The organism is Shewanella sp. TB7-MNA-CIBAN-0143 (assembly GCF_040310065.1).
Taxonomy (GTDB): domain Bacteria; phylum Pseudomonadota; class Gammaproteobacteria; order Enterobacterales; family Shewanellaceae; genus Shewanella.
This window is the reverse complement of the sequence record NZ_JBEOPL010000001.1, coordinates 147,606-171,648: the sequence shown is the minus strand read 5'-3', so window position 1 is coordinate 171,648 and position 24,043 is coordinate 147,606. Positions and strand designations below refer to the sequence as shown.

General features: G+C 42.2%; 23 protein-coding genes. 8 read left to right on the top strand and 15 right to left on the bottom strand.

Features of this window, described 5'->3' with window-relative positions; translation table 11 throughout:
- Positions 1–63: 63 nt before the first annotated feature.
- Both glnD and AAEY97_RS00720 read left to right on the top strand, forming a co-directional pair.
- Positions 64–2,712, top strand: a complete 2,649-nt coding sequence (gene glnD / locus AAEY97_RS00725) for a [protein-PII] uridylyltransferase (protein ID WP_350995816.1) — start codon at positions 64–66, stop codon at positions 2,710–2,712.
- Between the two features lie 147 nt (positions 2,713–2,859).
- On the top strand, positions 2,860–3,360 hold the full coding sequence (locus AAEY97_RS00720) for a YcxB family protein (protein WP_350995813.1): 501 nt from the start codon (positions 2,860–2,862) through the stop codon (positions 3,358–3,360).
- A gap of 91 nt (positions 3,361–3,451) precedes the next feature.
- On the opposite strand, the gene AAEY97_RS00715 is transcribed toward AAEY97_RS00720, so the two are convergent.
- Positions 3,452–4,045: a uracil-DNA glycosylase family protein gene (locus tag AAEY97_RS00715; protein ID WP_392341505.1), complete on the bottom strand. Its 594-nt coding sequence runs from the start codon at positions 4,043–4,045 to the stop codon at positions 3,452–3,454.
- A 114-nt stretch (positions 4,046–4,159) separates the two neighbouring features.
- Here AAEY97_RS00715 and AAEY97_RS00710 point away from each other — a divergent pair, with 114 nt between their 5' ends.
- Positions 4,160–4,414, top strand: a complete 255-nt coding sequence (locus AAEY97_RS00710; protein WP_350995811.1) for a hypothetical protein — start codon at positions 4,160–4,162, stop codon at positions 4,412–4,414.
- A 147-nt stretch (positions 4,415–4,561) separates the two neighbouring features.
- Here AAEY97_RS00710 and AAEY97_RS00705 read toward each other — a convergent pair whose 3' ends face one another.
- Positions 4,562–4,945 carry an MAPEG family protein gene (locus AAEY97_RS00705; protein WP_350995808.1) on the bottom strand — a complete coding sequence of 128 codons (384 nt, stop codon included), beginning with the start codon at positions 4,943–4,945 and terminating at the stop codon, positions 4,562–4,564.
- A 394-nt stretch (positions 4,946–5,339) separates the two neighbouring features.
- On the opposite strand from AAEY97_RS00705, the gene bufA2 reads away from it, so the two are divergent.
- The 3 genes from bufA2 (at position 5,340) to AAEY97_RS00690 (ending at position 7,673) form a co-directional block, all read left to right on the top strand.
- Entirely contained in the window at positions 5,340–5,798 is a 459-nt protein-coding gene (bufA2, locus tag AAEY97_RS00700) for a BufA2 family periplasmic bufferin-type metallophore (protein WP_101085837.1), read from the top strand.
- A gap of 124 nt (positions 5,799–5,922) precedes the next feature.
- On the top strand, positions 5,923–6,861 hold the full coding sequence (bufB, locus tag AAEY97_RS00695) for an MNIO family bufferin maturase (protein WP_101085838.1): 939 nt from the start codon (positions 5,923–5,925) through the stop codon (positions 6,859–6,861).
- Positions 6,862–6,863: 2 nt separating this feature from the next.
- Positions 6,864–7,673 (top strand): HvfC/BufC family peptide modification chaperone, encoded by an 810-nt coding sequence (locus tag AAEY97_RS00690; RefSeq protein ID WP_350995805.1) that lies wholly within the window; start codon positions 6,864–6,866, stop codon positions 7,671–7,673.
- Between the two features lie 256 nt (positions 7,674–7,929).
- Here AAEY97_RS00690 and AAEY97_RS00685 read toward each other — a convergent pair whose 3' ends face one another.
- The 13 genes from AAEY97_RS00685 to AAEY97_RS00625 all read right to left on the bottom strand — a co-directional run bounded on the left by AAEY97_RS00685 (position 7,930) and on the right by AAEY97_RS00625 (position 22,252).
- Entirely contained in the window at positions 7,930–9,285 is a 1,356-nt protein-coding gene (locus AAEY97_RS00685) for a sensor histidine kinase (RefSeq protein WP_335690488.1), read from the bottom strand.
- A 2-nt stretch (positions 9,286–9,287) separates the two neighbouring features.
- Entirely contained in the window at positions 9,288–10,691 is a 1,404-nt protein-coding gene (locus AAEY97_RS00680; RefSeq protein ID WP_335689932.1) for a sigma-54-dependent transcriptional regulator, read from the bottom strand.
- Positions 10,692–10,863: 172 nt separating this feature from the next.
- Entirely contained in the window at positions 10,864–12,072 is a 1,209-nt protein-coding gene (locus AAEY97_RS00675) for an ABC transporter permease (RefSeq protein WP_123777219.1), read from the bottom strand.
- Positions 12,073–12,102: 30 nt separating this feature from the next.
- Complete coding sequence (locus AAEY97_RS00670; RefSeq protein ID WP_162022485.1) at positions 12,103–13,416, bottom strand: ABC transporter permease; 1,314 nt, start codon at positions 13,414–13,416, stop codon at positions 12,103–12,105.
- A gap of 10 nt (positions 13,417–13,426) precedes the next feature.
- Positions 13,427–14,125, bottom strand: coding sequence for an ABC transporter ATP-binding protein (locus AAEY97_RS00665; protein ID WP_123883845.1), 699 nt, complete (start codon positions 14,123–14,125; stop codon positions 13,427–13,429).
- A 140-nt stretch (positions 14,126–14,265) separates the two neighbouring features.
- Complete coding sequence (locus AAEY97_RS00660; RefSeq protein ID WP_101085844.1) at positions 14,266–14,487, bottom strand: hypothetical protein; 222 nt, start codon at positions 14,485–14,487, stop codon at positions 14,266–14,268.
- Positions 14,488–14,564: 77 nt separating this feature from the next.
- Positions 14,565–15,824, bottom strand: coding sequence for an efflux RND transporter periplasmic adaptor subunit (locus AAEY97_RS00655; RefSeq protein ID WP_123883843.1), 1,260 nt, complete (start codon positions 15,822–15,824; stop codon positions 14,565–14,567).
- Between the two features lie 958 nt (positions 15,825–16,782).
- Positions 16,783–17,109, bottom strand: a complete 327-nt coding sequence (locus tag AAEY97_RS00650) for a hypothetical protein (RefSeq protein WP_335689926.1) — start codon at positions 17,107–17,109, stop codon at positions 16,783–16,785.
- A 671-nt stretch (positions 17,110–17,780) separates the two neighbouring features.
- The gene (locus AAEY97_RS00645; protein ID WP_350995800.1) at positions 17,781–18,404 is read right to left on the bottom strand and encodes a hypothetical protein; all 624 of its coding nucleotides are present in this window, start codon (positions 18,402–18,404) and stop codon (positions 17,781–17,783) included.
- Positions 18,405–18,664: 260 nt separating this feature from the next.
- Positions 18,665–19,066 carry a DUF6896 domain-containing protein gene (locus AAEY97_RS00640; protein ID WP_350995797.1) on the bottom strand — a complete coding sequence of 134 codons (402 nt, stop codon included), beginning with the start codon at positions 19,064–19,066 and terminating at the stop codon, positions 18,665–18,667.
- Between the two features lie 100 nt (positions 19,067–19,166).
- On the bottom strand, positions 19,167–19,415 hold the full coding sequence (locus AAEY97_RS00635; protein WP_350995794.1) for a PspC domain-containing protein: 249 nt from the start codon (positions 19,413–19,415) through the stop codon (positions 19,167–19,169).
- A gap of 819 nt (positions 19,416–20,234) precedes the next feature.
- On the bottom strand, positions 20,235–21,104 hold the full coding sequence (locus AAEY97_RS00630) for a cobalamin-binding protein (RefSeq protein ID WP_502959422.1): 870 nt from the start codon (positions 21,102–21,104) through the stop codon (positions 20,235–20,237).
- A gap of 110 nt (positions 21,105–21,214) precedes the next feature.
- Entirely contained in the window at positions 21,215–22,252 is a 1,038-nt protein-coding gene (locus AAEY97_RS00625; RefSeq protein WP_335689920.1) for a T6SS phospholipase effector Tle1-like catalytic domain-containing protein, read from the bottom strand.
- Between the two features lie 131 nt (positions 22,253–22,383).
- On the opposite strand from AAEY97_RS00625, the gene AAEY97_RS00620 reads away from it, so the two are divergent.
- Together AAEY97_RS00620 and AAEY97_RS00615 are read left to right on the top strand one after the other, a co-directional pair.
- On the top strand, positions 22,384–22,926 hold the full coding sequence (locus AAEY97_RS00620; RefSeq protein WP_059746537.1) for a hydrolase: 543 nt from the start codon (positions 22,384–22,386) through the stop codon (positions 22,924–22,926).
- A gap of 58 nt (positions 22,927–22,984) precedes the next feature.
- On the top strand, positions 22,985–24,013 hold the full coding sequence (locus AAEY97_RS00615; protein WP_162022482.1) for a sulfotransferase family protein: 1,029 nt from the start codon (positions 22,985–22,987) through the stop codon (positions 24,011–24,013).
- The last annotated feature ends 30 nt before the right edge of the window (positions 24,014–24,043 follow it).

Genomic DNA, 24,043 nt, shown 5'->3' with positions numbered 1-24,043 from the left:
AATGATACCAATTTGTTTAAGAATACCTTATTCTGTTAAAAGGCAAAAACATTAAGGAGTAACATGCTTTCGCAACCTGCTAGTACAGATTTGCGCCCAGATATGACCAGCGCTGAATTAAAACAGGCGATTAAGTCACTGGATCAATATTTACAAGATAACATTTTTCAAAGTGCAATTAATGACACCTTGAATAAGCGATCACATTTTTTCGATGCGCTATTATGCCAACTTTGGCAACCCTTCGAATTAGATCCCGCGCGTATCTCGCTCAATGCAGTTGGGGGTTACGGCCGGCAAACCTTACATCCTTTCTCTGATATCGACATCTGCGTTATTCACGATGGTCCATTAACGCCTACGGAAGCCGCTTCTGTAAGCCAATTTCTGACTCAACTTTGGGATCTTAATCTCGATTTAGGTCACGCTGTACGCAGTTTAACTGACACATTCCAAGCGTGTAAGGATGACGTAACCATTGCAACCAGTTTACTGGAAATTCGTCATTTATTCGGTAATAGTCAGCACCAACAGCAAGTGTTGAATGCACTGTACGGCCAGGATTTATGGCAAAGCCAAGCATTTTTTAATGCCAAACTCAGCGAACAACAAGAGCGTCATGCCAAAGCGCAAGGCACCTCATACAGTATTGAACCCAATCTTAAAACCAGCCCAGGTGGTATGCGTGATATTCAAACCCTTACCTGGGTTGCTCGCAAACATTTCGGCGTTGCCAATATGCAATCACTACGTCGCTTTGGTTTTTTAACTAATGACGAATATGCTGAATTAATGGAGTGCCAACACTTTTTATTTAGAGTGCGCTTTGCCTTACATCAAGCAGCCCAACGTTCTGAAAATCGTTTATTACTGCAATACCAAGCTGAAGTGGCTAAATTAATGGGTTTTGGTGATGGTATGCCCATCGGTGAAAGCGGCAATATTGCTATTGAAAAAATGATGCGCCAATTATTTCGCGCCATGAAGCGCATCAGCGAGTTAAACAAAATTTTAATGGCGTATTTCCAACGAGAAATTATTCCAGAGCTCAATCCACAAATAATCGCGATTAACGATAATTTTGAAATTGTTGATAAGTACATTCACGTTCGCGACGAAACCGTATTTATCGATCGCACCCAAATTATGGCGTTATTTGAGTTTATCGCGATTCATCACGACAAAATAATCGGTATTACCGCAGAAACCTTACGATCTTTACGCCAAGTAAGACGTCGTTTAATGGGTGATTTACAAGATTTTCAGCGTTGTCGAGAGCAATTTAAAGCGATATTTGTTCACCCTCAAGGCATGGGACTCGCCATCACCTTGATGCATCAACACGGTATTTTAGCCTCTTATTTACCGCAATGGCGTGAAGTTGTTGGCCAGATGCAGTTTGACTTATTCCATGCCTATACAGTCGATGAGCACACCCACAAGGTGCTTAAAAATATATATATCTACGGAAACGACATCAAAACGTTGGATAAAGATCTGGCATTAGCCGCTGATATTTATCAAAAAATGTCTAATAAGTCGACGCTGTTATTTGCTGCATTGTTTCATGATTTAGCCAAAGGCCGTGGCGGTGACCATAGTAAACTCGGTGCTGTTGATGCCAATTTATTTGCTAAGTTTCATGGCTTAAAAGTGTCACAAGAGAAACTGATTTGCTGGCTAGTAGAAAATCATTTGTTAATGTCTATTACCTCACAACGCATGGATATTTATGATCCTGATGTCGTGAATGCTTTTGCCAAAAAAGTAGGTACCTTAACCCGTTTAGACGCCCTGTACTGCCTGACCATTGCCGACATTCAGGCAACCAATGATGATCTGTGGAATGACTGGAAAGCGTCACTATTAAAAGATTTGTATTTTGTTACTCGTAAAGCACTGCGCAATGGTTTTGAAAATATTCTGCAACTGCGTACTTTGGTACGGGAACACAAACAAGAAGCACTGAATTTATTAGCCACAGATGACGATAGCAGTAACGATATCAAAAAATTATGGCGTCGTTTACCTATCGCCTTTTTCAGTAATGCCGAAGCGGATGATATCGCCAGATACACCCAAGCGATGATTAACCACGATCTTACGCCTGTAACAGACAATCAATACAACACGCTAATTTTACTCGACGATGTCGTGGTAAAAGGTTGCAGTGACGTGTTTGTTTACACCAAAGACAGACACGGATTGTTTGTAAAATTATTCAATACATTAGCGACATTACGTATTTCGGTGAAACAGGCACAAATAGCCCGAACTAAAGACGGTTATGTGGTTGAGTCATTTAAAGTACTCGATTTTGATGAAAAGCCAATTACCAGTGCACAGCGTCGTGAACAAGTCATCAACAAGTTACATCAAGTGCTGGATAAAGGTATTAATTTACCGAAAAAACGCCAGTCTAGACGGCATCAGAGTTTCGATAATCAGCCCAATATCGAATTTTTGCATTCACGAAAGTCGACCCGTAGCTTAGTCAATGTGTCAGCATTAGACACCAGTGAGTTTATGGAACAAATTGCCAGTGCATTCAGGGAATTGGATTTGAATATTCATTCGGCCACCATCAGTACGGTCGGCGAACGCGCAGACAATGTATTTTTATTATCCAATAAAGACGATCAGCAGTTAACCCCTGAACAACAGCAGCAATTGTCGGCAGCATTAATGCAAGCTATCACCACAGACGAATAACGACCTTAATCAGCCAGTGTTGTTGATACAAATGAGCCATGTGTGAATGAATCACCATGGCGCTTTTATTTCACCACTAAGCAGGCTTTGAGCAAACTGATGACTATGCGATAATCATGCCCATCAACTGCCGTAAATTAGGTCATCATGTCACAAGCCTTTAGTTATACTGCTGAATATGTACTAGACAAGTCGTACTTTGAAGAATGCTATCTGCAATCAATTCATCCCAGCACATCACCAAAACGTTTTATTAAAACCGCCATTTTTGCACTGGTTGGTTTGGCTATTTTAATGCTCGACACACTAAGCCCAACATCAATGAGCACCAAAGAAACCTACTATTTAGGTTACTTTTTTATTGGCTTAGCCGTGGTAGAGTTTTTGAGTATTCGTTTTAATAAAACCTGGTGGTTATGGCGTCAAATGATGAGTAAAGCGGCAGGTGAGCATGTCAATCTTACAATAGATGATAATGGTATCAATAGTCAGTCGCTGCATGTTAATCAACAGATTTTGTGGACCGATATTTATCGAATTACTGAAACCGATGCGGGCTTGTTAATTAAACTGCAAAAAACCACGACTTATTTGTCTAAACGCTGCTTAGATAAAAGTGCTATCGACTTTATCAATCAAAAACAATAACTTAAAAACAACTGAGTACTAGTTCAAGACAGTATTTAAATATAGTAGTTCAAGACAGTAGTTAAATACAGTAGATCAAAAAACACCACGTTTAGGCTAACGCATTCGCAATGCGTGGACGAATGTCGCTAAGTAACTCATCTTCAAACCATGGATTACGACTAAGCCAAATATTATTGCGCGGACTGGGGTGTGGGATTGGGATATAACGAGGCCCAAACCTGCGCCATTGCTGCACTGTTTCGGTTAATGTTTTTGGCTTATCGGTTAAATAATACTGTTGTGCATATTGCCCCACCAGCAAGACCAACTTGACGTTAACTAACTGCTGCAGCAATAAACCATGCCATTTAGGCGCGCATTCTGGCCGAGGAGGTAAGTCGCCAGATTTTCCTTTACCAGAACCGGCATAACTGCCCGGATAACAAAAGCCCATCGGCATAATAGCAATCTGTTTGGCATCGTAAAAAACGTCTCTCGTTACCCCTAACCACAGACGCAATCGGTCGCCACTGGCGTCATCAAATGGAATACCCGACAAATGTACTTTACGTCCAGGGGCCTGACCGATGATCAACACTTTTGCTTGCGGATCAATTTGCACTACTGGACGTACACCATCTACCAGGCTTGATACGCAAAGTTGACAACTTTTTACTTGAGTGAGCAACGAAACCATATTCAATACCTTACTTTTTGTATATAAAATCATAAAAAGCGCGTTAATCGCTATATCTAACGGAACTAAGCTGCAGTAGTATTTGTCAAAATAACAAAGTTCTCCCAAGAAGGAACAACCATGCAACATTCACGTCATTCACGTTTAGCCCTTACGACTTTAGCTGCTATGTTAATTAGCGGTACAGCGATGAGTTTTAGTGCTGCTGCACTTCCCCAAGCACCCGTTAGCGATGTAGTTTCATTAAAAGAAGCCTGCCAGCAAATTGCACTTGAAGACCAACTGCCAGAAAGTGAAGTCGGCGCATTTTTGCTTGATTGCGTTAACGACCAATTAACCGAAATGGGCTACGAACGTGTTGCGAGTCTAGATTAAGCCAATACTAAACCCAATGCGAAGCCAATACTAAACCAATACTAAGCCTAGACTACCCTCATGATGACGAGTATCAACTGACTCCCATAAAAAAACGCCATTAAGGCGTTTTTTTATGGGAGTCACCGTTGTTTGAGTAACATAAGCTTAAAACGCTTGGCAAAATATTCCAATCGATGCACCGATGGCAACAAACCAAGACAATGAACGTAATGTGCCAAAATTCAATAAATACAGCGCATGGTAAACCAGCCGTGCGACCACATGTACTATGGCTAAAAGCGCAACAATATCGGTGACATTATTGGTCAGTAATGCTGTTAATACTGCAATCCCAAATACGATTACCGATTCAAATGCATTTTGATGCCCTGCTAATGCTCGCGCCCCAAAACCGGTTAATTGAGCTTGCTGGGCTCTTGGATGGTCATTGTCATATCGGCCTAATTTAGCCATTGCCATCGCTAATGGAACTTTTGCCGCATACGGCAACAGCATGGCAATCAATAAACATATCAGTATCGTCTGCATAATCTATCCTTAGTTATTAATATTCTTATTATGTGTAGCTGTGTTTTAGTTGTATTCGTTGTATTCGTTACGATTGAACGCGTTGTGTTAACCACTAGTGTAATCAGAACAAAATAACATAATCTACCGGCCTTAATAACAACCTAATTCATATAATGCTTAAGCACTCATCTGCAAAATCGTAAATTATTGTTTCACCTTATAAATCAATCACAAGTTAACACATCAACAACATTTTAGTGACTAGTCTACACTTTAACTTGAAAGATCTTTCGCAGCACCACGGTCATTACTAATACCTCCTAACAAGAATAATGGCTGTACCCAGTCAATCTTGTCATGGGTAAACATGAATAGCAGTAAACATAATAACCACAAATGCAAGGAATACATCATGAATATGAAAGCACAAAGCAGCTTAACCGGCGCAGCATTAGCACTCGCAATGGCAAGCTTATCAGGTCAGGCTATGGCCGCTGAAACAAGCACGGCACCTTTGGCAGCAGGCGAAACAGATTTAGTCCATTGTTACGGCGTTAACACCTGCAAAGGCCATAACGATTGTAAAACAGCCGACAATGCCTGTGGCGGTCAAGCAAGTTGTAAAGGCACTGGTTTTGTTGGCATGCCTTCAAAAGCCTGTGCTGATGTAGGCGGCACGCAAAAAGATGATTGGGTTGGTAAAGTCACTAAAGCCGATTTAGTACATTGTTACGGTGTTAACGTCTGTAAAGGCCATAACGATTGTAAAGGTGCTGATAACGCTTGTGGCGGTATGGCAAGTTGTAAAGGCACTGGTTTTGTTAGCACTACAGCAAAATCTTGTGCTGATATTGGCGGTAAAACAAGCTAATTAAGCTTCGTTTGATGACGCTGTCACCTACTATTGTGACAGGGTCATCAGCTTACTATCTCAATTATTAACGCAAGTTTTGCCTAAATCAAGCTAGAAAATTTGCATTAAAATAGGATTCACCATGCCAGATACGCGCATTACAGAAGACTTTCTCGGATTTGGCTTGGGCTTACGAACCGACCATTTTGAATACATTTTGCAACACCAGCCAGATATTGACTGGTTTGAAGTGCTATCTGAAAACTACTTAGTCGCTGGTGGTAAACCCCGATATTATTTAGAAGCCATTGCCGAACAATATCCTGTAGTGATGCATGGCGTATCAATGTCGATAGGCAGTACCGATCCTTTAGACATGGATTACTTAAAAGCCCTTAAAAAGCTCAGTAACGACATTCAACCTAAATGGATATCTGATCATATTTGCTGGACCTCAATTCACGGCGTCAATAGCCATGACTTACTGCCACTGCCTTATACCGAAGAAACCGTTAATCATGTAGCGCAGCGAGTTCGGCAAGTACAAGACGTACTCGGTCGTCGAATTTTACTGGAAAACGTCTCAAGCTATTTGTCTTACCAAGACTCGACCATGGATGAATGGGATTTTTTAAGCCAAGTAGCAGAAGCCGCAGATTGCTTAATATTACTCGACATCAATAATATTTATGTCAGCGCCCGTAATCATCATTTTAATCCACTCGATTACCTTAAAAAAATCGACCCACGCCGGGTACAACAGTTTCACTTAGCTGGCCACAGCGATTTTGGTGATTATGTCATTGATACCCACGACCACGATATTCCGCCGTCAGTGTGGACCTTATACCAAGCGGCACTAGAGCGCTTTGGCGCGGTTAGCACCATGATTGAGCGCGACGCTAATATTCCCGAGTTCCCAGCGTTATACCAAGAATTACTCGAAGCGAAAAACATTGCTCAGTTAACCTTGCCCGACGACCCTGCCCTAGCACGCTCACAGTTTGGCACTCGTTCACTTGATGACGTCAGCAAATTCATCAGCGCTAATCATGCTTCATCGCAAAAAGTCAGGGCATAAACATGAGTCGTTTAGCTGAAATTCAACAACAATTTATGCAATATTTACTGTCTGATGGTTCGGATACACAGTACGGACAGATTCAGTCGGTGATGAAAGCAAACGTGTCTGAACAAGCGGGGATCAGCGCCGATGATCGCCTACAAATTTATGCAAATGCTTACCGAATTCGATTAAAAGAAACCATTGAAACCGACCACCAGCTGCTAGGTTTGTATTTGGGTGACGATTTATTCGATAAAATGGCAGCCGACTATACTCGTCAATATCCATCAAGTAATAAATCACTGCGCCAGTTTTGTGATGGTTTACCGGATTTTTTACAGCAAGATGCGTTTTTTAAACAGCATCCCATTATTGCCGATTTAGCGCGATTCGAACGCCGTTTACTCAATGCATTTGATGCAGCCGATTGTGCCCGTACAAGCTTTAGCGACTTACAGGCCATATCACCAAAATTGTGGCCCAATTGCTGTTTACGCTTTCATCCTAGCGTACAAATATTCACTTGTAACAGTAATGCAGTCGAAGCTTGGCAAGCCTTGAAAATAGATACCGCACCACCGACGCCAGACTATGAGTCGCCTAGAGCGTGGTTATTATGGCGGGGAGAGTCTCGCTTAACCGAGTTTGTGTCGTTATCGACAGAGCAACATGCGTTGTTACTTGGGTTTATTCAGGGCAACAACTTTGCCGACCAGTGCGAACAAATGCTGCAATGGCACGACGAGCAATCTGCGCCAATGATGGTACTGCAAACCATGCAAACCTGGTTTCAACGCGGCTTAATTCGAGCAGTTGTGAGTAAGTAGCTAATTTACGTTAACGCATTTCAGGACAAAGCTTGATAACTACTTTCTCGTCGTCCCGGCAGTGCTTTTGAGACGGGAAGACGATTAAATTACCCTGAGTAAGTTGACAACTTACTCAGGGTAATTTAATCTGGTGTGGGCGAAGCGCCACGACGTTAGTGGCCGTAGGCCATATTTGAAAAACGCTTTAAGGCTTCAACTCTCTTTTGGAAAATATAACTCGAAACAATCAGACTTTATTCATCATTAGTCAGTGTTAACTCTGCTGTGAAGGCAACCATACTTTAACGCTTAAGCCGCCTTCTGGGCGGTTTTGCATGCTAATTCGGCCACCGTGGGCTTCAATAATTTCACGGCATAATGGCAAGCCAATGCCAGTACCAGATTGTTTAGTTGAGTAAAACGGTAACAAGGCTTGCGACAATACCTCGCTAGACATCCCGCAACCTTGGTCATCTACTTTGATTAATAACCCGTTAATTGGATGAGTCACTTCCTCAAACGTTATCGACACAGTGTCTGCCTCCGCGCCAGACTCGTGAGCGTTTTTAAGCAGATTGATAAAGACTTGTTCTAATTGCACTGCATCGAGCTTGATTGGATTAACTGGTAAAGGTGATAACAGGTTAAATGGGTATTGCTGCGCTAATTGCTGGGTCATCTTAGCCCAATCAATTGAGGCTTTTTGTGGCAGTGGTAACTTAGCAAACTGAGCATAATGGGAAATAAATTGGCTCAGGTGTGTGGTGCGATTTTCGATGGTATCAAAAATCAATTGCAGCTTACTGTTGTCTAAGTGCTGGGTTAAAAACTTACCGGAGTTGACCATAGAAGCAATGGGCGCGACCGAGTTATTAAGCTCGTGGCTAATAATTCGAATCACCTTTTTCCACACAGCCACTTCTTGGCGGTTAAGTTCTTTGGTGAGCTGTTTAAGCAAAATTAAATGGTGCTGCTGATTGTTTTGAGTGAAGCGGCCACGAGAGATATGCCAGGTTTCAACGTCGCTACTGTCAGCATCAGTATTAGAATGACTATCAACACCATCGGCCCCGCTACCGCCCATCGAAAACAGTCCTTCTTGCTCACTGCTTAACGCCGCTTTAAGCGTGTCGGGTAACATCACCACAAGATCAGGTAACAACATGCCTTCTACTTTGACACCCTGATTAAACAAATGTCTTGCTGCGCCATTGGCGTAAATGACTCGCTGGGAATTATCGATTAATAGCATGACATTAGGTGAGTTCTGAATCACTTTATCGAGCATTAACTCGCGCTGATAAATAAACTGTCGCTCACTACGCAATTTTGCCGATGCTTGGTTATATAAGCTCACTAGCGCATCTAATTGTGGTTCGCCGTAGGGATGCAGCGACACACTAAAATCATTATCTTTAAAGTTAAGTAGACCGATTTCCAATGCTTGCAGACTTTCACTTAATCGTCTTGTTAGCCACATACTGCAAAAATAACACACCGCCAGCATCACAATAATAGCCAACCATAAGGTGTCATCACCCAATGTAAGCCACACTAAAGCGCCTGACATCGCTCCCAAAAGGCAGCTCAACATGTTACTGATCAGCAATTTAGTGCGCAGTGATAACATCATTATCTAGTCACCCTAAGGCCATATTTCTCCATACGGCGATAAAGGGCTTGTCTACTTAAGCCAAACGATTTTGCTACTCTGGCAATGACGCCATTATATTGCGCTAAAGCGTCTTCTAGCTGTTGCTTATCGGGTTCGCAAATCGACTGAGTTTCATCAATGCCCTGATCTTGTTGGCCAAGATGATGCTCAACAACAAGCACATGCTGGGTAGCCGGGCCGCCATTAGCTATCGCCATCAAGCCAAAGTCATCAATCGTTAATTGTGGTGACTTAGCTAATAGCGCCGCCCTTTTACAGGCGTTTTCTAATTCACGCACATTACCCGACCAACTGTGATTAATTAACGCCTGTTGGGTCGACTTATCAAGGCTAAAATTGACACCAATAAAGTGTTTCACTAACGGTAAAATATCGTCCTGGCGTTGATTCAATGGTGATATGGCTAGCTCAATGACATTTAAACGGTAAAACAAATCTTCACGAAAACGCCCATGAGCAATGTCGTCGGCTAAATCCGCGTTGGTAGCACTAATCACCCGCACATTCACTTTGCGGGTTTGATGACTGCCTAAACGTTCAAACTCACCGGTTTGTAACACACGCAATAGTTTCACTTGGCCAGATAATGGCAAATTACCAATTTCATCTAAAAATAATGTGCCACCATCGGCAGCTTCAAAACGGCCCATACGGGTTTTATTGGCGCCCGTAAAAGCGCCCGCTTCTGCGCCAAACAATTCGGCCTCTAATAAATCCATTGGTAAAGCACCAATGTTGACCTTAATAAACGGTTTGTCTTTTAATGGCGAGTTGGCCTGTAAAATATCGGCTATTTTGTCTTTGCCCGCACCATTTGGGCCAGTGATCATCACCGACACATCGGATCGCGCAACTTGCAATGCCAAATCAACACAGCGCTGCATGGCGCCACTACCAAAAATTAAGCCACATAAATCGGCGCCATTAATGGCCGACATGCGTTCACTGTCTATCCGGGTTAATTGGCTATTTTGCTGAGACAGTCGATAAATTGATAATAGGTTGCTAATACTATTAAGCAGCTTAGCGTCATCCCACGGTTTCCCCATGTAATCGGCCGCACCGGCTTTAACCAATTCGACAGCGGTTTCTAATTGGGTCCACGCGGTCATTAAAATAATCGGTAAATTAGGCTGTAACTGACGCAATGCGTAAAACAGTTGCTTGCCTTCTTCACCCGAGGTGGTATCACGGCTAAAGTTCATGTCTTGAATGACTAAGCTGATCTCTTTATTAGTCACAATCTCAATAGCCGCTTCTGGTGAATGACAAAAAATTGCCTGATAGCCATGCAGTTCAATCATTAACGCAAGCGCTTGGCAAATGGCGTGATTGTCATCAACAATTAAAATATTATCCATTACGATGATGTTGTTCTCATTGAGTTATATCCAAATATCTGTATTTATTAGTCACGTTTATAAGCCTAGCACGCTAGGGCAAAATTCAATACATTAGCAATGACTGTCTCGCATAGAGTCTCAAGCTGAGTACCAAGCTGAGTACCAAGCTGAGCCTCTAATGGTATGCGGTCTACACACTGCGCGTTGCCATGGCGGGTGAAATATTAGCCGCCTTAGCTGCGGGCACTATTACCGCTAGCGTAGTTACAACCAGCAAACCAATAACAGAGATAATCGGATAAATCACCGGTACCATAGGTAAGCTATACAGTGACATTAATTGCTGCCCAAGTACCAACGATAGCATGCCACCGATGACCCCACCGACAATACAAATTAGGTAATTTTCCACCATAAAGTATTCAATAATGTCACGTTTACGTGCACCCAGCGCGCGGCGAGTGCCTATTTGTTTGGTGCGGCGTTGAATATTAAACATCACCATACCGGTTAATCCCAACGCTGTAATTAATAACAATAACACCACCATAATACTTAACACTGTCGCCATTAAACGGTGGTTACTGTAAGTTAAATTTTTAATCGTGGTGAGTGTTTGGAAGTTTTCCACTACACGGTTTGGGTTTTCTGCATACAAGGCTTTACTAATGGCTTCTTCTAACGCTGGAATATGTTCAGGTAATGCCCGCACCATGTATGATTTATTACTACTACTGCCACCAAAATCGATATTCTGGATCACGCTGTATTCAAAGTTTTCGTGGTCAACCCAAGCACCTTGCAGCTTATCAACTACGCCTATAATGGTCACGGCTTGCTCACCTTGATACATGGTTTTACCTAAAGGTGACTCATCGCCCCAAAAGGCTTTGGCTAACGGTTGCGACACTAACGCCATCATGCCGCTGTCATCTAAGCTGGTATTAATTTCATCGGCGGTAAAATTTCGCCCGGCAATTAACTTCGCTCCCATCACATTGAGTAAGTGCTCATTACCCAAATAAAAGGCAAACCCAGGGGTGCTTTTAGCGGTATCGGCATCTGGGCCGTCAACATAGCGATCCATCCATCCGCTGCCGCTTAACGGCAACATATTGCTGTAACTGGCATCAATTACATTGGGCAGCGAACGCAAAATTTGTTGGTCAACTTGGTTTTGTTTCATGTTGTCGATAGCAGGATCGAAATTATACAGGTTAAAGGTCAGGATCTGATCTTCGGCATAGCCAGATTCTCGCTGCATTAGCGACAAACGTTCGTTAATAATAAAGCTCGCATTGGCGACTATCGCAACTGACAAAATAATCTGCAATAGCAATAAAACCGGCGCACTTTTACTGCGCATTAAACTGGATAAAATCGGTTTGATATGTAACATGGTGATGTCCTTTCTTAAGCTTAACTGGAGTTATTGGGCTTTTAAATACACACTGGGTTTAGTGCGGCACACCACCCAAGCAGGGTAAACCCCAGCCAATACCGCGGTAGAAATAGCAATTAATGGCGTGATAATCCACATACTGGCATCAAGTCCAGTAACACTTTGGTCCATTGAAAAATAGCTATGCAGCGCCGTTAACGACCCCCAAGCCCATAACAAACCCACTACGCCACCGATAAAACCAATCATACCCACTTCGACCATATACTGACTAAAAATCTGTCCACGACTGGCACCAATAGCACGACGAACACCCACCTCTGGCGCACGCTTTAAAAACTTGGTTAGCAACAGCCCGAGAATATTCACCAAGCAAACGCTTAAAAACAGCAAGCTTAAACCGACGAGTATTTTGTTATCTTTGGGCACCACATCGTTATCTTCAAGCCATTTCGCGATGTCGCTAATTTGCACTGATTCGCTAGGGATTTTAGCGGTATCAGTAAAGCGGCCGAGCGCTCTTTGCTGCTCAACATAACGCGTTAACCAGCCTAAAAAGCTTTGTTTCTGCTCATCGGTGTTCAGTTCAGTCCAAAATTGAATCCATACTTTTTCTGACGCTAAGCGGTCGCTGTATGTGATCATGGGTTCGAACTTCCAACCGCTGGTGTTACCCCATACATCAAATTCTTCTTGGCCTGTTAACGAAAACGGAATGAATATCTCTTCAGCATCATTAAAGGCACCATTAAGTGGATCGTAGTATTTAGGTTGCGGATTCCAGTCATCAATCACCCCAACAATTTGATAAGGTTTACGGTCTAAAAAGAGTGTTTTGCCTACGCTATTTTTACCTTCAAAAAAGCGTAAATTTAATTTTTGACTAATCACCACTTGGTAAGCTGGGCGTAAATCAACACTGGTATCCCAGTAACTGCCATAAATAAAGGGTACCGAAAAAATCCGAAAAAAGTCTCTGTCGGTTAACCGAACGCTGTTCAACACGGGTTCAATTTTAGGATTGTCAGATTGCAATGCTAAGCCAGTTCGATAAGTCGCTGCTTTGAGGCTTAATTCTTTGTTATTGCGTAAGTTCATCGCATCCATATAGGTGATGCTTGGAATAAACTCATCCCAGGTATCCAAGCCTTGGCTCCACAACTGCACTGAATTAATCACCTCACTGCGATCGCCCGCCGGATTATAAGACATAGTTTTATAGACATTGAGCGTAGTGATAGTAATGCCGATACCAATCGAAATCGCTAATACCATCAACATCGATAACATCGGCGTTTTACGGATACTTCGCCACGCTAAATCACAATAGTAAAAAAACATAGTGTTCCCCTTAGCGAGTGCCGGTAGCAGCTGGTTGGTACATCGAAAAATCACATACTTGACCATCAACAATTTGAATATTGCGCTGGGCACGACGCGCAAGCTCTGAGTCATGTGTCACCATAATAATGGTGGTGCCTTGTTGATTGATATTTTCAAGTAATTCCATCACCTGGCGCGCCATTAAGCTGTCTAAATTACCGGTTGGTTCATCGGCTAATAAAAACCGTGGTTCGCCTGCTAATGCACGCGCAATGGCGACACGTTGTTGTTGTCCGCCAGACAATTGCGTCGGTAAGTGTTTCATCCGCGCACCTAAGCCTACTTGTTCTAATGCTGATTCTACTCGGCGCTTACGCTCACTGGCATTCATACCGCGATAACGCAATGGCACTTCGACGTTTTCGGCCAGGTTAAGGTCAGGAATAAGGTTGAACCCCTGAAAGATAAAGCCAATTTTTTCATTACGGACTTTAGCGCTTTTGTTGTCACTTAAATTCGACACATTAACGCCATCAAGGCTGAACTCGCCAGAAGTGAAGCCTTCGAGCAAACCCGCAATATTCAAAAAGGTGGTTTTACCTGAACCAGACGGGCCTGTCACCGCAACAAACTCACCTTCTTTCACTTCAAGGTTAAAGTCGCGTAGCGCATGGGTTTCAACTAAGTCAGTTTTGAATACTTTACTGATATTTTTCATGGATAACATAATGGCTTCCTTGGTTAATTCGGTTGTCGCATCCCAGCGCCTAGGGCTGATAATGTCAATCTTGCAAATCTGAATACGGCTTTGTTAAATACTTTTGTTTTTAATGTTATTGGCGTCAGTGCCGTTAGTATCAGTCATGGCTAAAACAGCAGCTTAATCTTGACCATGTCGCTAATATCAATATGCAAACTAACGGTAGGACTAATATCTCTTAATCGATTCGAAACCTGGCTACTCATGTCAATTAATTGCAAACTAACCGATAACCAATCTGTATGATTATCAATGCGATAACTCACCGCTATTGCGAGAATAAATAACGCCAGTAGCGCGATAAGCTGTCTACGTTGAATAAAAGTCATAGAATGTCCTTACTCCGTTGAGTGTTTGGTTATTTGATTCGTTATTGATTTAGCTATCGACTTAATTATCAACTTAGCTATCGGATTTGAATTGTTGGATCATTTTTAAAGGTTTCGGTACCGGATATCACCCATACATCACCCTCTTCACCGCCTTCAAGCACTTCAACTTGGCTCATACTGCGTGCGCCCAATTTAACGACTTTCTTATGAGCAACAGCGTCACTCACTTGATACGCCACTTCGCCGCCCATATTGAGAAAATCACCGCGTTTCACTATCAACACATTGGGTCTGTTTTCCAGTAAGACTCGGGCAGACAAACGCTGATTTTGACGTAACGACAAAGTGTTACTGTCAGCAAAACGCACTCGGGCGGTCACTTCACGATTACGTACTTCGGGTGAAATTGACGATAATTGGCCTACCACATTAACGTTACCAAAACTCAGCTCGACATCCATCCCTAAACCCAGTTCATCGGCATAAGACTCTGGCACAGCTAACTCAGCTTCAAAGGCAGTTAAATCGACCACAGTTAATATTGGTTGGCTGGCGGCAATACGGGCTTTTTGTTCCACCAGCCAGTTACCAATAATGCCGCTAACCGGCGCGATAATACTCAAGGCGTTGGCTTGACGAGTTAACTCTCTCACGACTAAAGCCTGGCGTTGTACTTCAAGGGTGCGGTTTTTAATTTCAAAACTGAGGGTATCGCGCATAAGCTCGACTTCTTGCTGGGCATGCTTATGTAATAATTTGGCTTTGTGTAAATCATCTTTGCTTTTTTCAAAATCGATTTTGCTGATCAAACTCGACTCAATCAATTGATCGCCACGACGGCTTTCACGATCAGCCGCTTCTAAATCCACTTTCGCCATGTCTAAAATCTGGCTAACGCGCAATTGCTCACGGCGAGCATCTAACTTGGCACGCTCTAAACTGCCCTGCATGCCTTCAAGCATCGACTGCTGTTGTTGCAATTCACTTTGTAAACGCGGGCTTTCAATCTTGGCTACCACTTGCCCCAGCTCAACTTCATCACCTGGCTGACTTAATAGCGTCACCACACCTTCTTCCGTGCTATATAAAATCGGCGCATTGGCCGCGACAATTTTACCGGTAGTGGCAATATCTCGCACCAACGTGCCACGGGTTAAGGTTGCCAAACGTAAATCTGCACCATCAACCGAGCGTTGATTACTGTCATGACTTAAACTCGCCCACACCAACGCGCTCATCAATATGGCACCACAACCTATCATCAAGGGTAAGCGCAATTTACGGCCTAACTTAGGCGCAATAACAGTATCTTGGCTACTTGTGTCTTTAATCATCTCAGGTCCTTAGGTAACGCGCTGACCGCACCCACCTCTTCACATTTATGCCAAGATAAAGCACAAGCCATGCCAATAGTTATTTATTGTTTATTTTCAGAATGATAAGGATTTAAAAAGATAACCGAACACTCTAGAAGTGTCCGCGGACAGCGTTGAAAACTGTCCGATCATTGAGAAAGTGTCCGAGCGGACACTTATGGTTTTATGTATAGCGGGGGTTACCTTGTTAATAACTTTCTCGTCGTCCCGGTAGTGCTTTTGAGCCGGGATCCAGGTGTTTGTTTATGCTTTGTACTTATGGCCTACGGCCACTAACGTCGTGGCGCTTCACCCACACCAGACCAAGAGGAAATTAACGGCTATTCCCTCTTGGAACTCCCAGCCGCCACATCAAAATTATCTGAAAAGCGATAATTTCGCGACGTGGTTGAATCCAGCTTTTAACTTCGTCTGTGTGTTCTTCGGCCTTATTCGAAAATGCTAACGCTTCCGATGGGGCGTCCCTTCCCCTCGAAAGCTAACTGGCCGTCCATGGCCAGCTCACGTCATTTTCTTCAACGGCCTCAAGTTCAGAGTTGAATTTGCACATTTCTAACCTAGGCATCTAACTAATTTAGGTACAAAAATTGGTTAGAGCAACATAAAAATGGGTATCTTAGTTATTCTAAATGTGCAGATGATTAAGCGAGACGCCGCGAGCACATCCATGTGGGCTTAACCAAAACATCCCTGTTTTGGATACTCGCTGACTCATCTACACCAGTAATTTAATTCTCTTCGATATAGCCTTTTGTGTATCTAGTAGTAAGACTTAAACAAAAATTAAAACTATTTCAGCTAGTTAAGTAAAGCGAGGATGTTGATAACCGGGGGATGTTTCCTTTTCATCATGACGTAAATTAAACAGCAATATTTTCAAAAACTTATGTTTTGCAGAAATTTAAACCATGAATGACTATGAATGATCTTTTTGGCTGGCTTGTATTTTATTTAACTCTTGAGACAAAACACTTTCCATTGTGTCGTGTTGCGGTAGTTGTTTTTCAAGTATATCAACTAGTTCATTATATTTAGGTGAAGCACCAAGTTGTGGCAACAATATCGTTAAAATAACTAAGGGAATAGCCAAATAGGCAAACTGTTCTTCAGGTAAAACACCAAACAACATGGCGATTAAAAGGCCAACTAATATCGCAAATAACACTGGCTGGAACAGTTTACTTTTGTTTCGTGATTTAATGGCAGCTTTAACAACTGCCACTTCTTTTTGAGTCATATCCATTATCAAATATCCATAAAAAATAATGTTTTAGTATTTGTGCTTAACACGGTTTACAAAGCATAAATCACTTGTTGGACTTGGTCGATACCATATATACATTTTAGGTAACTTTTACTTAACATGATGCTGTAATCATTTTCTTCAACAGATCCAAGTTCAAGGTTGAATTTATACATTTGTAAGCTGAGGCTAACTCGTTTTTTAGACAAACGTTAGTTTAAGATATGGCCTGCGGCCACTAACGCTTAAGATCGCAAGGTTCCACCCTGCACGGGCCAAAAGGGGATCAACAGCAATCCCCTCTTGGATCACCCCTGCCGTTCCGGCAACATTTTCGCTATTTAACCAAACAACAGCAGCGAAAAAATTGCGACGGAAATTGAGCCAGCTTTAAACCGTATTTGAATCCTGCCTCGGCCCTTTTTGCAATAAAGAGTGAAAATGCTAACGCTTCCGATGGGGCGTCCCTTCCCCTCGTAAGCTAGCTGGCCGTCCATGACCAGCTCACGTCATTTTCTTCAACGGCCTCAAGTCCAGAGTTGAATTTGAATATTTCTAGCCGAGGCATCTAAGTCATTTATGGGCAGAAGCATTTTAGAATTTGAGTCTACTACCATTAGGGAAATGTATGGCTATGAGAGTCGTTAACGTCCTGTTAGCTATACTGTGCACTAATTGTTATAACATGATTTAATCACTGATATTAAAACCAATAGCTTTAGACAATCAGTTTTATTGTACGACCCGACTTTTCTTCCATGGGCGCTTTCATGTCTATTTAGTTTTGATGAGCTAACTTCACTATTAAACTCTATTTTTTGAAAATAGTTCTCAACTATTTCTTTAATATTATGTAATTTACTTTTGAGTTCAATATTACTATTTCCTGGTAATTCTAGAGTATTGTTTAGCCCATGAATGTAACGTATTTTTGTAAAATCACCATCATTTGCTAGAAATACCAACATTGCTTCAATTATTGAGAATAACGATGGAATACAAATATTGAAATAGCCTAATTCATAAGCTGTTATAACTTCTTTTAGCATTAAATCATATGGGGATATTAGTATTAAGCTAGGTCTATTTAACTCAGCTAAAACAATTGTATTAAACTCTCTTCCATAAAATAGTTCTAAGAGCTCAACATTCGATTTAGTTGAATTAGCTTTAAATTTAATATAACTATTTAAATTTATTCCATCTGGAAGACACCAGCCGTTTAATACAATATCACTGTCTAAACCAACGATTGCGCCCTCAATAATTCTATGGATTTTTAATAAATCATTCATATGTACAAACTCATTAATATAGCGCCCACTTAAGCGGACAGAAATAGTTGGCTAAAATAGTGTAGCGCAGCAAAACATAGCCAACTGTTTATGTTCCGTTTAAAGTGCTTGTAAAAAAACCATGCCACACATTGTTTAAACAGCAACCAACTTACAGCCTGAATATTTCAGCCCAGCAAAAGTGGTTGAGTCAAAAAAATAGTACCACCCATTATTTAAGCAGGTATCCAGACTAGGCATTGTTAAAACTCATCAAGTAGTCATTGTGCAAGAAGTAGTAATCGAGGGTACTTTTTACTAGGTAACACTTGACCAGATTGGCATAGACCTGCCAACTCACTTTTTAAGTTATAATCTCCTTCATGAATTGATACTAGGTAGAAAGATAGCCGCCATTCGTCAAACAAGTTTGGTTGTTCAATGTGTTCACAGACGTCAACTAACCTGCCATCATCAACACAGCTGAACTCCACACCTGATCCATGCTTTTTGAAGTTCCAATACATATCATCAACTTTAATTCTGCCATGCTTTGGCAGGTTGAATAACAATGAATAATTAGTACATTCCGGATGCTCATTCAATAAAGCTTTAGTCAGTTTTTTTTGTGTTGATATGAATACTTTTATATCTGCTAATAACAAATCTGTGCCACCCATCATTTGAATAATGCTTTTGAGACAAAAATCTGTCTACAGCATCGGCTCAAGATAACCAAACCCAATAAATATCAATTACTTGACCAAAATAAAGTGAAGTACCTTATTTTCTTTGTCGTTTCTTTCGCCGTAAGTCTCGAGCCATAGCCTCTGTCGTCGGGTATTTGGGTAGCACTAACCACAAAACAATATAAGCGAATACTGGAATGGCAAAAAATAGGCTCGTTAACAAAAATACTAACCTGATGCTGTTTTTTCGTAAATGATAATACTCTGCAATACCGGAGCAAACTCCAGCAATAATCGCAGATTCTCCACGTGTTAGTACTTTTATATTATCTAGACTTTCCATGTCACCTCCAATTGGCTGTTAACGTTTTAGTATTCATGCCTTGAAATGTTGGCAGAGTTTAAATCATTTGTAGTGCTAGGCCGATGTCGCATCGGTAACTTTTTTACTCATCATATGATGCTATAGGAATTTGCTTTTTTACGGTAGTTTTTTGTACAATCTTACGGCTAATTGTCTGTTCTGATTACACCTTTTGAGGTAGGGTTTATTGTATTTCATCTTTTTCTTTGCTCGGTTATTGCTTTTCCCCTGATACACCTTGCTAACTCGGAATGAGGGAAACGAGCAATATGCCTTGCTTGTAAAGGGACAAATTCAACTCTGGACTTGAGGACGTTGAAGAAAATAGCGTGAAGCTCACATGGATGTGAGCTTAGCTTTCGCGGTACAGGATGTACCATCGGAAGCGTTAGCATTTTCGAATAAGGCCGAAGAAGATTTCAAACGAAGTCAAAAGCTGGATCAATCCCCATGGCGACCTTTTCGCTGTTTGAAAATGTTGCGGGGCGGCTGGGAGTTCCAAGAGGGAACAGCCGTTGGTTTCCTCTTGGTCTGGTGTGGGCGAAGCGCCACGACGTTAGTGGCCGCAGGCCATAAAAGCAACAAGCAAACACCCGGATTCCGGCTCAAAAGCATTACCGGAATGACAAAGTATTTGGCCCGTGCAGGGTGGAACCTTGCGATGTTAATTCAAACGAAGTTTGAACAAAAAAGCTGGGTCCCGGCTCACAATCATTACCGGGATGACGGAATAAGAAATCGAATATACCGCCACGACGAAATAAGAAATCGAATATGCCGCCGCGACGAAATAAAGTCTTACTTTCTTACTTTATCCAACGCCCCGCAAACCGCATTAACGCCTTGAATTGCCCTTGGGGTTGCCCGATGCAGTAAATCGGCATCAAACTGATATATATGCTGGTTTTTTACCGCGGGTAGTTCAGGCCAGTCAGACCAATTGATACCTAAAATATTGCCTTCATCTTGGCTTTGTAAAATCACTTCAGCGCCGGTTAGTAACACATTTTCGATGCTAATTTGTGGGTACTCACTTGCTGCATCATAAAATACATTTTCACCATGACACACTTCAATAAGGTTTTGGATCCAACTGCCCTTAGCCACTGTCATCAGTGGCGTTGACCATAATTGATAGAACACTTTTACCGCTGGTTTCGTTTGGTTTTGCAACGTAATATCAGCCAACTGCTGACGATAGTCATCTGCCACTTGCTTGGCTTTAACCGAATGTCCGGTGAGTTTACCCAGCAGTTCAATATCCGTGGCAACATCAGCTAAGCTTTTAGGATCACTATTCACAACGGTAAAACCTAAATCACGTAACTGATTAATGTCTTCCATTTTATTACCGCTTTGCCACACCAGCACCAAATCGGGATTCAGTTCTATCACTCGCTCGATTTGAATACCGTAATAACCACCAATACTCGGAATATTCTTAGCTGCTGCAGGGAAGTCGGCATAATCGGTGGTGGCAACAATTGAGTCGCCGGCACCAATAGCAAACAGCATTTCAACGCCATGAGGCGATAAAGCAATAATCCGTTTAGCGTGTGGCTTATCTTGTAAATCATCTGAAGCCGTCGATTCAGCCGCGGGTAAAACGAGTGATACAGATGAGAGTCCAATCACTGTGATGAGCGTTAAAAATACACGTAGCAAAATACTGTCCTTAATCGAAATGTTTTTAATAATGGTTAGTAATAGTGGTGACTAATAGTGGTTGCTATTAGTGGTTGCTAGCACTCGTTATTTAATGATGGTGTTAACACAGATTATTGCACCAGTTTATCGGGCCAACCATGGTTATCAATGTAATTTACTAAATTTTTCGGTCGATAATTACTGTCATTCAGCCAGCGCGTTTTAACCGACTGATGCAATAATATCGGCGCTTGCTCGGGGTCAAGCTCGCGTATAAAGCGTTTTTTAACCCGATAAAAGCTGCGATATGAATCTTGAATATCCGCCATAGGATTAGGCAATAAAGCATCGGCTAAATGTAACTCGACCGTTAAGTTAACTGCTCGCGCTTGGCTTATCATCCACTGCAACGCTATATCAGACAAGGTGCTACCGTCATCATTGGGGGCAACGCTACCACCAATATTACTGTGGGCGCCAATAAACCAAACCTGCTGTATGTCTATGCTGGTACGAGGTGCCCAAATGGTTGGTTCAAAATCGCTGCGATGCTCATCTAACGCGAGTGCATGGCGAGCCACTTTGACATTTCGGCCTAACTTGGCGTCATAAAACTCATCTTTATCTTCAAACATGCCTAAAAAAGACAGCGGGATCCCCATCGCCCCTACGGTGTCCCACACGCCAACAAAAGCCACTTCACGTGAAGGATGCGAATGTTGCTGACGAAACGCCACAGAGCGATCACCATCTGGTGAAAAAGGTTGAGTTTTCATTTTATAGTGGTCAAACGCTTGCTGAATAAGCTTGGCATCTGGTCGAGTGACAATACCGCAATTATTGATGAGGCCACACAAACAACGCACTGTGTATGCACCACGGCTAAAACCAAACAGGTATATCTCGTCGCCAGGAGAGTAGTTTTGCACTATGTAGCGATAAGCATCCATAATGTTTTTATGTAAGCCGCGCCCAGTTGCCCCACCAATCATGGAGTCATAGTACGAACCAATTCCCCAATCGTAAAACACCTGTTGCGGTACACCATCATCAGCAATGGGTTTGATGGCTCTGGCGAGTTTAAGTACATTAGTGGCGTGATCTTTTTCAAGATCTTTTTCTGGCCGATTCCAGGTTCCATCGGCACAAATGACAATACGTTTATTCATATCAATCCCTGACATTCTCTGAGCGAACATTCATAACAATTATCATAGCCATAATAGACTAAATGCCTATTTTAACCATCGGCTAAATAACCAATACTCGACAGCTCACTTAATCATTCGAGTAACTGACCATGATAACAGCAGAACAAAGTGTATTAATGATTGTAGACGTACAAGGCAAGCTAGCCCAGGTTATGCAGCAATCAGCTCAACTACACCAAAAGCTTGCAGTATTAATTCAAGGTGCACAACTATTTGATATTCCGATTATTTGGTTAGAACAATTACCCAATAAATTAGGCCATACCAGCGACGAACTCGCACAAATATTATCGCAAACAACTAAACCTATCGCTAAAGAGCACTTTAGTGGCTGGCATTGTGAAGAAGCAAAGCAACAACTTAAAGCATTAAACCGCAATAATGTCATTCTTGCGGGTATCGAAACCCATGTTTGCGTTTACCAAACGTGTAAAGATTTACTGGCCAACGACTATCAAGTGCATCTTGTTGCCGATGCTGTTGCATCACGGGGTACAGACAATAAAGTACTTGGGGTGCAAATGATGCTTAATGATGGTGCCAATCTCACCAATGTTGAATCACTACTGTTTGAGCTGCAACATGTTGCCCAAGGTGACCGCTTTAAGGCTCTACTGAAATTGATAAAGTAGCCATATGATATCGGTGTGGGTATGATGTTAAAAAATATAACAATAACATCATACCGCTATGCATCAATTTGATCGGCCCATTATTATTTTATCCGCGCCTCGTTCAGGCAGCACTTTGTTGTTTGAAGTTCTATCAAAAAGCCAGTCCATATGGACCATTGGCGGCGAAAGTCATGCGCTAATTGAAACCATACCCAAGCTGAATATCGCCTATCGTCAATTTAGTTCTAATGCGTTAACGGAACAAGATATCGATGACGAATTACACCAGCAATTACTGCTACGTTTTAGCGATGCGCTGCAAGATAATCAGGGTAATAAACCCGATAGTATTGATACGACTAATATCCGCTTTTTAGAAAAAACCCCAAAAAACAGTTTGCGGGTCGACTTTTTTAATGCGCTGTTTCCCGACGCTTTATTTATCTATTTAGTGAGGGAGCCTAAAGAAAACATCAGCAGTATTATGCAAGCGTGGCGGTCGAATAAGTTTGTCACTTACCCAAATCTACCGGGATGGGATAAGCGTAATTGGTCGCTACTGTTACCAGAAAAATGGCAGCAACTTAATCGCCAGCCATTACAGGCTATTGCCGCGTTTCAATGGCAATCCGCTAATGAAGCGATTATGGATTCATTGCAAAAGATTGACAGTAATCGCTGGTGCATGGTGTCTTATGATCAATTAATTGCAGATCCTGCGAAAACCGTTAAGCAGCTATGCCAATTTACCGGTACGGATTTTGACCCTGCTTTAGCGCAATTATGCAGTAAGCCATTAGCGCATTCTCGCTACACCATCTCGACACCTAAAGCCAATAAGTGGCTCGAAAATTATCATGACATCGCCAAAATTTGGCCGAGTACGGCTGCAACACTGAACAAAATCAATCGTCATTTACGCCAGCGCGGTCATCCCATCTATGACACTCAATGGCAGCAACACGACATTGCAGAGCCTGTAGCACTGACACCCGAACCAACTGAAAAACTCGCTACGCCAAGCGAGCAAAATGTATCTCGTAACAGTCCCTGCCCTTGTGGGTCTGGCAAACGATTTAAGCAATGCCATGGCCAGTTGCGTTAGCCAATTGCATTAGTCATTTGTAAATAGTCA